General features: G+C 67.6%; 15 protein-coding genes. 8 read left to right on the top strand and 7 right to left on the bottom strand.

What is annotated here, in order from left to right; genetic code table 11:
- The first annotated feature begins 236 nt into the window (after positions 1–236).
- Positions 237–776, top strand: a complete 540-nt coding sequence (locus tag ACFXI3_RS07330; RefSeq protein WP_378398623.1) for a DinB family protein — start codon at positions 237–239, stop codon at positions 774–776.
- A gap of 450 nt (positions 777–1,226) precedes the next feature.
- A complete protein-coding gene (gene pcaB / locus ACFXI3_RS07325) occupies positions 1,227–2,582 on the top strand; it encodes a 3-carboxy-cis,cis-muconate cycloisomerase (RefSeq protein WP_378398621.1) in 1,356 nt (451 codons plus the stop codon).
- Between the two features lie 74 nt (positions 2,583–2,656).
- On the opposite strand, the gene ACFXI3_RS07320 is transcribed toward pcaB, so the two are convergent.
- Positions 2,657–3,187: a DUF4383 domain-containing protein gene (locus ACFXI3_RS07320; protein WP_344287822.1), complete on the bottom strand. Its 531-nt coding sequence runs from the start codon at positions 3,185–3,187 to the stop codon at positions 2,657–2,659.
- Positions 3,188–3,920: 733 nt separating this feature from the next.
- Complete coding sequence (locus ACFXI3_RS07315) at positions 3,921–4,367, bottom strand: DUF1772 domain-containing protein (RefSeq protein WP_344287820.1); 447 nt, start codon at positions 4,365–4,367, stop codon at positions 3,921–3,923.
- Positions 4,368–4,457: 90 nt separating this feature from the next.
- On the opposite strand from ACFXI3_RS07315, the gene ACFXI3_RS07310 reads away from it, so the two are divergent.
- Complete coding sequence (locus tag ACFXI3_RS07310; protein WP_378398619.1) at positions 4,458–5,036, top strand: TetR/AcrR family transcriptional regulator; 579 nt, start codon at positions 4,458–4,460, stop codon at positions 5,034–5,036.
- Between the two features lie 119 nt (positions 5,037–5,155).
- Positions 5,156–6,040, top strand: coding sequence for a hypothetical protein (locus ACFXI3_RS07305; protein WP_378398617.1), 885 nt, complete (start codon positions 5,156–5,158; stop codon positions 6,038–6,040).
- A gap of 3 nt (positions 6,041–6,043) precedes the next feature.
- Here ACFXI3_RS07305 and ACFXI3_RS07300 read toward each other — a convergent pair whose 3' ends face one another.
- Together ACFXI3_RS07300 and ACFXI3_RS07295 are read right to left on the bottom strand one after the other, a co-directional pair.
- Positions 6,044–7,261, bottom strand: coding sequence for an alpha/beta hydrolase-fold protein (locus ACFXI3_RS07300; protein ID WP_344287814.1), 1,218 nt, complete (start codon positions 7,259–7,261; stop codon positions 6,044–6,046).
- A 156-nt stretch (positions 7,262–7,417) separates the two neighbouring features.
- Positions 7,418–8,380 carry an alpha/beta hydrolase gene (locus ACFXI3_RS07295; protein ID WP_378398615.1) on the bottom strand — a complete coding sequence of 321 codons (963 nt, stop codon included), beginning with the start codon at positions 8,378–8,380 and terminating at the stop codon, positions 7,418–7,420.
- A gap of 169 nt (positions 8,381–8,549) precedes the next feature.
- On the opposite strand from ACFXI3_RS07295, the gene ACFXI3_RS07290 reads away from it, so the two are divergent.
- From ACFXI3_RS07290 to ACFXI3_RS07280, 3 genes are all read left to right on the top strand, one after another.
- Positions 8,550–9,023: a MarR family transcriptional regulator gene (locus tag ACFXI3_RS07290; protein WP_344287809.1), complete on the top strand. Its 474-nt coding sequence runs from the start codon at positions 8,550–8,552 to the stop codon at positions 9,021–9,023.
- A 49-nt stretch (positions 9,024–9,072) separates the two neighbouring features.
- Entirely contained in the window at positions 9,073–9,921 is an 849-nt protein-coding gene (locus ACFXI3_RS07285; RefSeq protein WP_344287807.1) for an SAM-dependent methyltransferase, read from the top strand.
- Between the two features lie 72 nt (positions 9,922–9,993).
- Positions 9,994–10,476, top strand: coding sequence for a hypothetical protein (locus ACFXI3_RS07280; RefSeq protein WP_378398613.1), 483 nt, complete (start codon positions 9,994–9,996; stop codon positions 10,474–10,476).
- On the opposite strand, the gene ACFXI3_RS07275 is transcribed toward ACFXI3_RS07280, so the two are convergent.
- The 3 genes from ACFXI3_RS07275 to ACFXI3_RS07265 are packed head-to-tail and all read right to left on the bottom strand — an operon-like array spanning position 10,440 to position 12,408.
- Positions 10,440–11,369: a patatin family protein gene (locus ACFXI3_RS07275; protein WP_378398611.1), complete on the bottom strand. Its 930-nt coding sequence runs from the start codon at positions 11,367–11,369 to the stop codon at positions 10,440–10,442. The two genes, ACFXI3_RS07280 and ACFXI3_RS07275, sit on opposite strands and share 37 nt — an antisense overlap.
- 11 nt (positions 11,370–11,380) lie before the next feature.
- On the bottom strand, positions 11,381–11,566 hold the full coding sequence (locus tag ACFXI3_RS07270) for a DUF397 domain-containing protein (protein ID WP_378398609.1): 186 nt from the start codon (positions 11,564–11,566) through the stop codon (positions 11,381–11,383).
- A complete protein-coding gene (locus tag ACFXI3_RS07265) occupies positions 11,566–12,408 on the bottom strand; it encodes a helix-turn-helix domain-containing protein (protein ID WP_378398607.1) in 843 nt (280 codons plus the stop codon). The genes ACFXI3_RS07270 and ACFXI3_RS07265 overlap by 1 nt, the downstream gene beginning before the upstream one ends.
- Before the next feature lie 401 nt (positions 12,409–12,809).
- On the opposite strand from ACFXI3_RS07265, the gene ACFXI3_RS07260 reads away from it, so the two are divergent.
- Complete coding sequence (locus tag ACFXI3_RS07260; RefSeq protein ID WP_378398605.1) at positions 12,810–13,352, top strand: hypothetical protein; 543 nt, start codon at positions 12,810–12,812, stop codon at positions 13,350–13,352.
- Positions 13,353–13,354: the final 2 nt, after the last annotated feature.

The following is a 13,354-nucleotide window of genomic DNA, read 5'->3' as shown; positions in this document are numbered from 1 at the left end:
CCCGGAATGCCGCTCACGATACCTCTGACGGAGCGACAACACCGTACGGAAACCGTGCCTGAGTGTGCTGATCAACACCGGAATTCACCTGAATTCCGCATCGACAAGACCGGATCCGCAAGCTACCCGGGCCCGCCATGTGGCCTAGCCCACTGCGATACGCGGCCGGTTTCCCGTGCACCCGATGCGGCGGCTCGGCGCCGAAAATTGTCGGTGGTGGATGAGACGCTCGTCTCATGACACAGATCCCGAAGCATCTGGCCAAAGTGGCCGAGAGCGACCGGCCGCCGATCCCCCGCGTCGCCGACGAACGCGAGACCCTGCTCGCTTACCTGGAGTGGCACCGCGAAACCCTCGCGCTGAAGTGCGCCGGGCTAAGCCAGGAAGCCGCGTCGGCGCGCGCGGTGCCACCGTCCACAATGTCGCTGCACGGCCTGGTCCGGCACCTGGCCGGCGTCGAACGATGGTGGTTCCGCATCCAGTTCGCCAGCGAGGACGTCCCGCTGCTGCACTACTCGGACGACGACCCAGACCAGGACTTCGACCGCCTGGACGGCGATTTCGGCGAGGCACTGGCGTTGTGGCACGCGGAGTGCGACCGGAGCCGGGAGATCGTGGCGGCGGCGTCTTCTTTGGACGCGCAGGGCGTCGGGAAGACCACCGGAGAGCCGTTCTCGCTGCGGTGGATGCTGCTGTCGATGATCACGGAGTACGCGCGCCACAACGGACACGCGGACCTGCTGAGGGAGGTGACGGACGGGGCGACGGGGCGGTGAGGTGAGTGGCGCTCGAGTCCTGTTAGGAGGTGATGCAGCGAGGCCACGGGGTGCTCTCTGGCGATCGGCAGCCGTCCGCCGCCGCGCTCGCGACGACGGGTTCTCTTGAACGCGTGCTGACAGGTTGCCGGGCGGCAGCGAACGGCAGCGTGTCGTGAACGGCCTGCCCACGCGTTGCCGCGCAGCAGCCGACGGCAGCGTCTCCTGACGCTCTGCCGATACTTCGCCGCGCAGCAGCGAACGGCAGCGTCTCCTGACGCCCTGCCGATACTTCGCCGCGCAGCAGCGAACGGCAGCGTCTCCTGACGCCCTGTCGACACCTTGCCGCGCAGCAGCCAACGGGAGCGTCTCCGCAGCTGGTCAGCCAAGCTCGTGCCCGATGAGGTCGACGCCACTCGTGCCGCCGGTGACGCTCCGCCTCAAGCCGGCCGGCGTGCGATGCTGGGCGGCATGATCGCCGATCCTGACTCCGGCCTGCTCTCACCGGTGCGCGCCGGAACCCCGGCCGAAGCGGTGACTGGTGACCGGGCGTTCGCGGACGCCCTGCTGGAAGCGGAGGCCGCCCTCGCGCGGGCGCAGGCGCGGCTTGGCACGGTGCCGTCCGAGGCGGCCGAGCGGATCAGTGCTGCCGCACGGCTGTTGGGCGAGGGCGAGCTCGACGTCGTCCAGCTGGCGCGCGACGCGCGTGCGACCGGAAACCCGGTGGTCAGCCTGGTGCGCACGCTGTCCGCCAAGGTGCCGGACGTCGCCGACTACGTGCATCGCGGTTCCACCAGCCAGGACATCGTCGACACGGCGATGATGCTCGTCGCGCGCAACGCCCTCCGGCTGATCAGCGCGGACCTGACGGCGATCGCGGACGCCCTCGCCGCGTTGGCGCGCGCCCATCGCGACACGGTCATGCCCGGGCGAACCCTCACCGCGCACGCTGTCCCGACGACTTTCGGGCTTAAAGCGGCGATCTGGCGCCAAGGCGTCCAGGAGGCCGCCCGCCGGATCGCTGAGTTGCGGCTGCCGGTGTCGCTCGGTGGCGCAGCGGGAACGTTGGCGGCGTACGTCCAGTACGGCGACGGCACCGACGACTACGCGGAACGGCTCGTCGCCGCCTTCGCCGAGGAAACCGGTTTGACCGCACCGATTCTGCCGTGGCACGCGGATCGCACGCCGGTGGCCGAGCTGGCTTCCGCGTTGGCTGGCGTGACGACGGCGTTGGGCAAGATCGCTGTCGACGTTCAGGTCCTGGCCCGCACCGAGATCGGCGAGGTGACCGAGGCGACCGGCGGCGGGTCGTCGGCGATGCCGCACAAGCAAAACCCGGTGCAGTCGGCGTTGATCCGGTCGGCGGCGCTGCAGGTTCCGGTGCTGGCGGCGGGAGTCACGCAGTCCGGGTTGGCCGAAGACGAACGCTCGGCTGGCGTCTGGCAGGCCGAGTGGCAGTTGCTGCGCGAATGCCTGCGCCTCACCGGCGGCGCCTCTCACACCGCCGTGGATTTGGTGCGGGGATTGGACATTCACGCAAACCGTATGCTGGATAATCTCGCGCTCACCAACGGATTGATCGTCTCGGAACGACTGTCGGCAGCGCTGGCCCCACTCATGGGCAAAGCGCGCGCGAAAGACTTGCTGGGCACGGCTTCCCGACGCGCGATCGAGGAAAACCGTCCACTGTCAGAGATCCTGGCTGACACACCTGAGATTACGGCTGTCGTCGACACCGAAACGTTGACTGGCCTCCTGGACCCGGCGCAGTACGTCGGCGCAGCGGGGCGAATGGTAGACCGGGCACTGGAAAACCCCGCGGAATAAGCACGAACGGGATCACCACCGGAGGAAATTCCGCCCCGGCAAGCGATCCCGCTGCGCGGTTATTCCATTGTGGACTAGTGGGCCAAGCCATGCCCGCCCGGTTCGGGACGGCGCGGCTGGGCGGCCGTGTCGACCTCGGCGGGTTCCTCGTCCTCGGGAAGCAGCACCCCGTGGCGTGCCGGGAGAACCGCGGTCAGCAGACCGAGAACCGCGATGCCGAGGTGCAGCCAGTTGTCCGCGTCGGCGAGGTTGAGCGGGTTGCCGAGGCCGGACACCGGGTTGACGGTGATCGTCCCGGCGAGCATCAGGCCCCAGACGAACAGCGCGCCGTAGCCGATGAAGAGCAGCCAGCCGAACGTCCGGGCGCGGCCGGAGCCCAAGGCCAGCAGCAGGCCGATCACGCCGGTCACCACGTGGACGACGTTGTTCAGCGGATTGGCGGAAAACCGCCACAAAGTGACACCGTGTCCAGTGAAATCGCCGAACCCGGACTTCACGAGCCCGATGATGCCGTAGGCGAGAAACAGGACCCCGAGCAGAATGGCCAGCACCTGAGCGGGCTGCACCCCTTCCACCCGGACGCGGGCTCGATGCGCACGAACCATGACTCCAGTCCTTCCGTACCGAAGGTGACGGTGGGCCAACCCTGAAGGGATCCCCCGCCCCAACCGGCCCGAAACCCGAATTCGGCCGCCCCAACCCGCCCACTGGGCAAAATCGGCGACACCGGGTGGGTTGCCGGGACTGATGGGACTGCTGAGCCGATCGGAGACCCGAGTGAGGTACCAGCCGGACCGGCTCACGGCCTCGGCGGCGAAGAAGCAGGAGAGAAGGAGCTGAAGAATTGGCGCGGCGGTTCCTCCAACCGCGGAAACCGGCGCGTCCGGCAGAACCGCGCGGTATTCCGACGTGCGGGGCGATCGGCAGGATTCGCACGGCGCTCAGAACCAGCCCCCAGCACAACCCCGCCGCACCCAGACCAGACAGCCACCAACACCACCGCCGCCTCAAACCAGCCCCGCACCGCACCGCCGCCGTACTCACCGCAGTGCGGCGACCGACAGGAGCCACACCGCCCTCAGACCAACCAAGCCGCCAGCGCTCCCACCGCACCCAGACCAATCCAGCGACCGACACCACCGCCGCACCCACACGCGGTCAGCCGCCAGCACCACACTCACACCAGCCCAGCCACCGACACCCCGGCGCATTCACACCAGCCCAGCCACCGACACCCCGGCGCATTCACACCAGCCCAGCCGCCAGCACCCCCGCCGCGCCCAGACCGGAACAGCCGCCGCCCTCAAATCAGCCCCGCCATCACCACCACCGCCGCCCTCAGACAAGCGCGGCGACCAGCAACGCGAAAGCACCGATGATCACCGCGACCCGCACGTAGTGGTAGCGGTCCCAGCGGTTCATCTGCTCTTTCCAGTCCGCGGGCCGGTTCTCCGGAGTCCACGTCTTGCCCTGGTTGTTGATCGGGACCAGCAGCAGAATCGACATCACGACACTCACGATCAGCAGCCCGGCCCCGATCACGACCAGCCCGGTGCCAGGGCGATCCCACGCCACGATCGCCCAGATCGCGCTCAGGACAAGCGACCCGATGTACCAGAACGGCATGATCGCGCCGAGCATCCGGCCGCCGTGGGCGCGGCCTAGTTGATTGCTGTCGTCGGGGAGCGCGTTGAAGATCGGGTTGATGACGAAGGCGACGGAGAACTCCACCCCCACCATCACGCCGACGATCACGACGGTGCAGACCTCGAGTGCGCTGAGCATGATGACCTTCCTAAGATCTAGCAGTGCTAGCCGATGAGGCGATGCTAGTACTACTGCCGCTCGGTTGTCTAGCAGTGCTAGACTTCGACCATGTCAGTACACGAACGCAAGCAGCGCGAACAAGCGGAACGCGAGCGCCTCATCGTGGCGACGGCCCGGGAGCTCGCCGAGCAGCAGGGCTGGGACGCCGTCACCACCCGCAGGCTCGCCGAGCGCATCGAGTACAGCCAGCCCGTCCTCTACAGCCACTTCCGCGGCAAGCGCGAGATCATCGGCGCGGTCGCGCTCGACGGGGCCGCCGAACTGGCCGCGGCGGCGCGGGCCGCTGCCAGCGCCGAAAGCGACCCGCGCGCCCGGGTCACCGCCCTCTCCCGCGCGTACCTCGACTTCGCCGAGCAGCACCCGGCGGTCTACGATGCCATCTTCCAGCTCGACGGCGGCCTCGCGTTCGCGCAGGAAGACACTCCGGAACCGCTGAAGGACGCGTTCGCCGCGCTGCTCGAAACTCTCGGCGAGGTCGCCGGCGAAGGCGTCGAACCGGGTCTGTTCACCGAATTGTTCTGGGCGTCCCTGCACGGAATCGCGACCCTGACCCGCGCGGGACGGTTGCCGAGGGAGTTCGCCAGGCAGCGGGTCGACCTGCTCGTGGAACGGCTCGCCGTGGTCTGAACCATCCCTGCTTGCCCGCAGCCCACCCGAGCGTCACGCGTACTGGCCGGTACCGAGACCCATCCCACAAACCCGGCCCATTCGGCGAACCCTGATCAAGCGATCGGGGAAGTCGGGGCATGCGCAGGGCGAACTCGTTCCTTTTGGCCGGCTTGTTTCTCGGTGCGGTCATCGCGTTTCTGGTCACCGAGGCCGGATCGTACCGGCAGGTGGTCACCGCTGCCGGGCCGGCGGATGGGTCCGGCGTCATCTCCGCGACAACCGAATCCAGCACACCCAGCCCCGGCCCGAAAGCGAGCACCGGCAGCGCCGCGCCGCAGCAGGGCCCCGACCTCAAGACCGAACTCACCGCGCTCGTCCCCCAAGGGCACGTCAGCGTGGTCGTCTACGACCGCGCCAGCGGCACGACCCCGGTTTCCCTCGACGCGCATCGGCACTACACCTCCGCGTCCCTCGTGAAGCTCATGATCGCCTTCGACGCGCTCGATCGCGGCACCAATCCGGGCACCGTGCAGGAAATGCTGTCCCGCAGCGACGACGACACCGCCAACCGGCTGTGGGTCGCGGGCGGCGCGACGAGCATCGTCCGGGAAGCGGTGAGCGAGATGGGCCTGGCCGAAACCAAGCCGCCGGAAAACCCCGGACGCTGGGGCGACACGGAAATCACCGCCGCCGACCTCACGCGCGTCTACCGCTACCTGATGGACCGCGCGCCGGCCCAGCAGCGCGAGACGATTCTGCGGGCGCTGCGCAACGCGACCGAGAACGGCACCGACGGATTCCGGCAGTACTTCGGCATCCCGGACGCGCTCGGCGACGCTCACTGGGCCGTCAAACAAGGCTGGTCCTGCTGCAATCCCGGGCGCATCCTGCACACCTCGGGCCTCGTCAAGGGCAACCGGTACCTCGTCACGGTCCTCACCGAGAATCCCCGCTCGGTCGGCTACGACACCGCGGAAGCTCAGGTCACCGAGGTGGTCAAGCACCTTCCCGGGATCCGCTGAGCGTCACTGCTCCACCGCGGTCAGCCCGCCCCGCGCGCCCGTGCTCGGCAGCGGCCACGGCTTCACGCCGCCGGTCACGTCGGCCCGCGGCCCCGGCGCCGACGGTCCCGGGATCCGCTGCCCGATCCACGTCAGCACGTCCGGCAGCTGCGCCTTGAACGTGTTCATGTTGTGCCCCGCGTCCGGAATCCGCCACGACGTGAACTGCACCGGCGCCTGCGCGGCCGCGCGCATCTGGTCGACCGCGCGGCTTTCGTTCTGTTCCTTCTCCCCGGAGATCGCGAGGAGTTCCAGCGGGGCCGGGTGCAGCCGGACGTTGATCTTGACGTTGTTCGCGTCCTCGATGTCCTTGCGGCCGCGGAAAAGATTCTCGGTCTCACCGTCCACTTGGGCCTTTTCGTACCCGCTCACGCTCGCCGCCTGCGCGTACCACTGCGGATGCCGCGTCACGAGGTTCAGCGCGCAATAGCCGCCGGACGACCAGCCCGCGATCGTCCACGCCCGCCGGTCCGGGTTGACGCCGAGGCGCTGGATCGCCCATTCCCGGACGTCCGCGGACAGGTAAGTGTCATTGGGACTTCCGTTGACCTCGTCGACGCATTCGGTGTCGTGGCCGATCTTCGGCGTTCCGGTCGGGTCCGGGATCAGCACGATCACCGGCGGCAGCAGATGCTTCGCGATCGCCGCGTCAAGCTGCTCGGGCAAGTGGTACCCGATCGGGGCGGTGGTGACCTCCGGGCCGGACGGGTAGTTCGGGATCCAGGTGATCGCCGGGAACCGCATCGACTTGTACGGATGCTGGAAGTATTGCGGCGGAAGGTAAACCGTCACGTCGCGGGTGAGGCCGGTGCGCCGTCCGGTCACCGTCACGTGCGCGATGGTCCCCTTGCCGACCCGCGCGTGCGCCACCCCGAGGTCCCGCGCGCGGCCGAGATCGACGCCGTTGTCGCCGCCCTCGACGTCGATGCCCTCGGCCGCGAACGCGCCGGTTCCTAGCAGCGAGCCGAGCGTCGGGAAGAATCCGCCGATCATATTGCCGGTCAAGCCAAGCGTGACGATTACGAGACACAGCGCGACAAGAACCGTGGCACTGCGGCCGATTTGCTTGCGCTTGCGCCATTTGTCCCAAAACCACGGGACCGAGATGACCGCGAGGAGCGCGAGCACGCCGATCACCGCGAGCATGACGGGCGAATCCAACCTGATTGCGCTCAGGTGCACGGGTACCTCCAGGACCGATCGCGCGCCCGGAAGGCGGGACCCGCTGCTTTAGATACGTTTGAGGGGCCATTCTCGTTGTGATCACGTGACGTCGATCACGCCTAGAATGGCCCCGGCAAACTCAGCGGAACCTCAGGATTGCCCGTTAGTCCCTGATTAGTTGCCGAATGCGCCACGCAACACGGTGATCGCCTGTGTGATCGCCGCTTCCGCCGCGTGCGTTTCACGAAGCGCGTTCACCATCACGAAGTCGTGGATCACGCCCTGGTACCGCACCGCCGTCACCGGCACGCCCGCCGTACGCAGCTTCGCGGCGTACGCCTCGCCTTCGTCGCGAAGAACGTCGGCCTCGCCGGTGATCACGAGCGCCGGCGGCAATCCGGCGAGCTGCTCCACAGTGGCGCGAAGCGGCGAAGCGGTGATCTCGGCGCGCTGCGCTTCATCGGTCGTGTACTGGTCCCAGAACCACTTCATGCCTTCGCGGCTGAGGAAGTAGCCCTCAGCGAACTTGGTGTACGACTCGGTGTCGAAGGAAGCGTCGGTGACCGGGTAGAACAGCACCTGCTGAAGGAACTTCACGTCCCCGCGCTCCTTCGCCATGAGCGTCAGCGCGGCGGTCATGTTTCCGCCGACCGAGTCGCCCGCGATCGCGATTCGCGTGGTGTCGAGCCCCTTCTCCGCGCCGTTCTGGACAACCCACTTCACGGCGGCGTAGTTCTCTTCGATCGCGACGGGGTAACGAACCTCCGGCGAACGGCTGTATTCCGGGAAAACAACGGCCGCGCCGGTTCCGGCGGCGAGTTCGCGGACCAGCCGCTCGTGGGTGTGGAAATCGCCGAAGACCCAGCCGGCGCCGTGGATGTAGACCAGCACCGGCAGCGGTCCGGTGACGCCCTGCGGCTTCACGATCCGGACCTCGACGTCACCGTTCGGTCCACCTGGGACGGTCAGCGTCTCGATGTCGGCGGGCGCGAGTTCGACGTCGCCGTCCTGCACGCCGTCAACAGCCTTGCGGCCTTCGGCGGGCGGGAGCTGGAAGAGGTACGGCGGCTGGTCGGTGGCCTCGGCGAACGCCAGGGCGGCCGGCTCGAGGGCGAGGTTCTGCGGGTTCGCGGTCATGACTTCCTCCGATAGCTGCGTCGTGCGGACCGCACAGAACATAACTCCACAACTTAGTTGTGCACAACTAGATGACACACAATGAGATCTAGAGCACTTGAGTTGCCCTTCCCGATCAGCCGAGAGAGGATGGAGAGCTGGGGAAGAAGAAACCCGAGGGAGGCCACCGATGACCAGCCCAGACACCGGAGAAACCGGTTCGCTGCTGCTTGACGACCAGCTGTGCTTCGGCCTGTACTCGGCTTCCCGGGCAGTCACCGCGCTCTACCGCGCGCTGCTCGAACCGCTCGACCTGACCTACCCGCAGTACCTGGTGATGCTCGCGCTCTGGCAGCAGGACGAGCAGCAGGTCAAGGAACTCGGCGCCGCACTGAGCCTCGACTCCGGCACCCTGTCGCCGCTGCTGAAGCGGCTGGAGAAGGCCGGGCTCATCAAGCGCGAACGCCAATCCGACGACGAGCGCTCGGTCCGCATCCGGCTGACCGAAGAGGGAACCGCGTTGCGCACCAAGGCGGAACGGATCCCGCCGCACGTCGGCGCGGCGATGAACCTGGACAAAGCCGAACTCGGCCGGATGCGCGCCGTGATGGACGAGCTGACGGCTTCGGTCAACGCCTACCGGGAGTCCTACCGGCCGAGCTGACCCCGGCGCCATGGTTAGCATGAGCGCCAGGGCGAGCGTGAGGACGGCGATGAGCACACAGGACGAAGCACTGCGCGCGGTGGAAGCCAGTCTGGACCGGCCGTCGGCGGCCCGCGTCTACGACTACTTCATCGGCGGCACCACCAACTACGCGATCGACCGGATCTTCGCCGAGAAGGTGCGCGAACGGCTGCCGCTGATGGGCGAGTATTGCCGCACCAGCAGGCAGTTCCTCGGCCGCGCGGTGCGCCAGAGCGTGCGCGAGGGCATCCGGCAGTTCGTCGACATCGGCTCCGGCCTTCCCACCGCGGGCAACGTGCACGAGGTGGCCGACGACGAACGCCCGGACCACGACACTTCCGTGCTGTACCTGGACAACGAGCCGGTGGCGCTCGCGCATTCGCAGGTGCTGCTCGCCGACACCGCGGACGAGGACCGGCACCAGGCGATGGCCGCCGACCTCCTGCAGCCCGCCGAATTGTGGGACCGGGTCGCCGATTCGCACGTGATCGACGTCCGGAAGCCGGTGGCGCTGATCGTCAACGCGGTGCTGCACTTCATCAAGGACGACCAGGACCCGGACGGCATCCTCGAGTTCTACCGCAAGCAGCTCGCGCCGGGCTCGTTGCTCATCCTTTCCCAGATGACCAACGAAAACCCGGTGGACGACAACGAACGCCAGGCGCTCGTCGACATCATCAAGTACTACGAGTCGACCACCAACCCGGGCATCCTGCGCACGAAGGCGGAGTTCGAACGGTTCTTCGGCGGCTGGCCGCTGCTCGAACCGGGCCTGGTGTACGCGCCGGCGTGGCATCCGGACGGCGACACGGTGTTCGCGAAGGCGCCGTCGGAGTCGCGCGTGATCGGCGGCGTGGCCCGCAAACCGCAGGCCTGACCGGGGTTTCCCACCCGGCCTCCACCCCCGGGTGGAGGCGCGGGACGGCCCGGCCCGGGCACAGTCGACGCTGTGCCGAACACTTTCGACAACATCCTGATCGGCCTGGTCGTCCTGACCTGGCTGATGTGGCGACAACTTCAAGTCCGCCGCGCCGACCGCCCGCCGGTGGTGCTGCTCGTCATCAGCGCGCTCGGAGCAGCCTCGCTCGGCGTCGCGATCGCCAAGACCACGCCGACCACCTCAGCGATCCTTGTGCTCATCGGCAGTTTCGTGGTCGCGGGCGGCTTCGGCATTGCCCGCGGATACACCATGCGGATCTGGCGAGCCGACGGAACCCTGTGGCGGCAAGGGAATTGGCGCACCGCCGCGCTGTGGCTCGTCTCCTTCGGAGTCCACTTAGGACTTGACTTCGCCATCGACGCGGCCAATGAAGCGAAAGGACTCGGCGGCGCGTCCATCCTGGGCTATCTCGCGATTTCCCTGGTCACTCAACGGCTCACGGTCCGCAGCCGCGCTCACGAAGCCCTGCGCAGGACTTCCAACGCCTCGTAAACCGCGTGCCGACCCAGCTCCACCGCAAGTCGCAGCACCGCCGGATCCCGTTCCAGCACAGCGACATCCGGCGCCCCGGCCGGCGGCCGGACGCTCGCCAGCCGCGGATCTTCCCGCAGCTGGCGTTCGTCTTCCAGATCCCGGTGGTACTGCGTGCGCCAAGCGTCGATGGTGCCTGGTGCGTGGCGGCGGAGAAACCTCGGCACGACCACGTCTTGCACGCGCGGCGGCCGCATCGGAGGTTCATCCTCGCGCCGAGTCCGCAGCACCAGCACGTCTGTCGCGCCCTGCGCCAACGCGGTGCGAAACGGCAGCGGTTCGGCGATCCCCGCGTCCACGAACCGACGCCCGCCCATCGCGATCGGCGGCCCGGCCAGCACCGGCATGCACGACGACGCCGCGAGCGCCGTTTTAATCCCGTCGACATCCTCGATGAACGGACGCAGATCGGTCGACTCGCCGGTGTCGGCGTCGGTGGCGAGCGGGTGGAAGCCGACCGGGCTCGCCAGAATCGCCGGGAAATCCATCGGTTCGAGCACCGAGTACACCTGGTGCACGAGATAGTCGAGATCGATCACCGAACGGCCGCGCAGGGTGTGCAGCGGGTTGATGATCCGCCGCATGACCGCCGGGTTCCACCAGGTCCGCACGCCGGTCCGCGAGCGTCCGCACACCAGCCACGCCGCGTTGAGCGCACCGGCGGAGGCGCCGTAGACGTCGTCGAAGGCCAGCGTGGCCCCGAGTTCGTCGAGCGCGAGCACCATTCCGCTCGAATACGTGCCGCGGCTGCTGCCGCCCTCCACAGCGAGCGCGAGCCTGCGGCCGTCCGTCCGCCGCCCCGGCACGCTGCCCTCGGCGATGCGCTCGGCGAGCAGTTCCAGAACCGGATTCACAGGCAGGAAGGTCAGTCGCGCTTCAGCACTGTGAGCAGGCCGCGCCACGCGTCCGGCGGCAAAGTGAAGCGGCCGCCGCCCGGGTCCTTGGAGTCGCGAACCGCCACGACCTCCGGAGTGATGGCCACCTCGACGCATTCGCCCTTGGCGTCTGAGTAGGAAGCCTTCCGCCACAGACCGGCGAACTCATCCGCCATCAAGTCCTCCGATGCTCGTCCCGCGCCTGCCTGACAAGCTTAGCGCTGGCATCGAAATCAAGGGCGACAGCTTGCAGCCGCGACCGTGCGGCTTCATAAGCTTCGACTTCTTCGGGAGCCTCCACGAACAGCCCGCCGGTGAGAGTGTCCAGGTAGGCGAACACCGCGCCGTCATTCAGCACGAGCACCATGAACGACGTGCTGATCGGTGGATACCCGGTCGCGCTTTGCGGAATGATCTGCACCGTAGTGCCAGGCTTCCCTGCCGCAGCGGCCAAATGGTCCAGTTGTTCGGCCATCACTGCCCGATCGCCCATCGGCCGCCACAGCACCGACTCGTCGATCACCGTCCAGAACGGCACCGAGTTGCGCTTCTGCCGGTCCATCCTGAGCTGAACCCGGCGTTCGATCTCCTCGTCCTCCGCATCGGGAAGCCCGGTTCGGATCACCGCTTCCGCGTAGGCCCGGGTCTGCAACCGACCGGGGATCAACGTCTGCTGGAAACCGAACAGGTGGCGCGCATCGTCCTCCAGTTCAAGGAAGTCGGTGAACCGCCCGATCCCCTTGTCCTGATAGGCGTCATGCCACCAGTCTCGTTTCTTTGCACTCCGCGCCAAGATGACCAGCGAGTTCGCCGTGTCCTCGTCCGCGCCAAGGGCGATCGCCAGTGCATAGGCGTCGTCGCCCGACAGCTGGACCGCGAACGTTTCGATCCGCGAGACCTTCGCCTCGGAAAAGCCCGCCGCCTTGCCCGCCTCGGCGAGAGTCAGCCCGGCTTGTTCCCTGAGCCGCTTCAGCGCGCCCACCAGTCGCCGACGCCGAAGAGATGGCTGCGCGGTCATCCGGTACCCCTTTCGAGCGATCTATCAACCTTGCAAGTATGCAAGTCTTGCACTTATGTGACGTGATGCACCACGGTAGTGCACGTCGCAACGGAGCACAGCGAAAGGCACACCATGGAAGCGCAGGTTCCGAGGGCTATTCCCCCGAACGAGATCGATCGGAGCGTTCCTGCCGAATTCGAGTACCGGTTCTGGTCCGGCGACAGTCGCGTCCACCAATACCGGGCAGCAGATCTGGCCGACCCGAGCCGGGACCAGTTCATCCCCCGGTGCGCGAGCGGCTATCCGCTGTTCCGGGCAGCCTTCCGCGCAGAGCTGTCCGAGCCACTGCCCACCGAACGCGCCCGGCTCCGCGGCTGCCCCGGTTGCGGCGTGGCGGGACGACACCGGAAGAAGCGCTGATGTCGCACTATCTGCGCCCACAGCGGCGACCAGCGATCGAACCGCCGTCGAACCCGACACTCGCCGCGATCTGCGAGAGCCTCGAAGAGATACGCCGAGGCTACGGATGGAGTTGGAACAACGTCTCGACCATGCTGTTCGGCGCGGAACGAGGCACCGCGCACAACTGGCTCGGCCGAGCGCAGCGAAGCTACTTCCTGCACAACGCCAACGCCTATGCCGGACACCTCGGCTGCTGCGTCACCGTGGTCCTCAAACCGCCGCGCGGCAAACGGCCCGGCTGGCGCGAACGGATGCCACACCAGTACGACCCGGCCGACACTCTCGCGCTGATCGAACCCCTCCGGCTCCAACACGATCTGGGTCGCTTGCGGGAGCACGCCGGGCACTCTCGCCAGCATCTCGCCGATTTGCTTGGCACCACAGTGTTTTCGGTCTGGCAACTCGAACACAACCCGCGCGAAATCGACGCGGCCCTGTGCAATCTCCTGACCTTCGCCCGCTTCCTCGGCGCCACGGTGAAGTTCCAGCTGCAATGGTGACC

Source organism: Amycolatopsis sp. NPDC059235, from assembly GCF_042754125.1.
Classification (GTDB): domain Bacteria; phylum Actinomycetota; class Actinomycetes; order Mycobacteriales; family Pseudonocardiaceae; genus Amycolatopsis; species Amycolatopsis albidoflava.
Note: the sequence above shows the minus strand (reverse complement) of the source record. Positions and strands in the feature narration are given on the sequence as shown.

Coding starts and splice junctions, on each gene's coding strand:
- ACFXI3_RS07285 (WP_344287807.1), top strand. CDS start 9,073: ATGAGCACACAGGACGAAGCACTGCGCGCGGTGGAAGCCAGTCTGGAC.
- ACFXI3_RS07295 (WP_378398615.1), bottom strand. CDS start 8,380: ATGACCGCGAACCCGCAGAACCTCGCCCTCGAGCCGGCCGCCCTGGCG.
- ACFXI3_RS07310 (WP_378398619.1), top strand. CDS start 4,458: ATGTCAGTACACGAACGCAAGCAGCGCGAACAAGCGGAACGCGAGCGC.
- ACFXI3_RS07290 (WP_344287809.1), top strand. CDS start 8,550: ATGACCAGCCCAGACACCGGAGAAACCGGTTCGCTGCTGCTTGACGAC.
- pcaB (WP_378398621.1), top strand. CDS start 1,227: ATGATCGCCGATCCTGACTCCGGCCTGCTCTCACCGGTGCGCGCCGGA.
- ACFXI3_RS07330 (WP_378398623.1), top strand. CDS start 237: ATGACACAGATCCCGAAGCATCTGGCCAAAGTGGCCGAGAGCGACCGG.
- ACFXI3_RS07270 (WP_378398609.1), bottom strand. CDS start 11,566: ATGGCGGATGAGTTCGCCGGTCTGTGGCGGAAGGCTTCCTACTCAGAC.
- ACFXI3_RS07260 (WP_378398605.1), top strand. CDS start 12,810: ATGTCGCACTATCTGCGCCCACAGCGGCGACCAGCGATCGAACCGCCG.
- ACFXI3_RS07265 (WP_378398607.1), bottom strand. CDS start 12,408: ATGACCGCGCAGCCATCTCTTCGGCGTCGGCGACTGGTGGGCGCGCTG.
- ACFXI3_RS07305 (WP_378398617.1), top strand. CDS start 5,156: ATGCGCAGGGCGAACTCGTTCCTTTTGGCCGGCTTGTTTCTCGGTGCG.
- ACFXI3_RS07320 (WP_344287822.1), bottom strand. CDS start 3,187: ATGGTTCGTGCGCATCGAGCCCGCGTCCGGGTGGAAGGGGTGCAGCCC.
- ACFXI3_RS07315 (WP_344287820.1), bottom strand. CDS start 4,367: ATGCTCAGCGCACTCGAGGTCTGCACCGTCGTGATCGTCGGCGTGATG.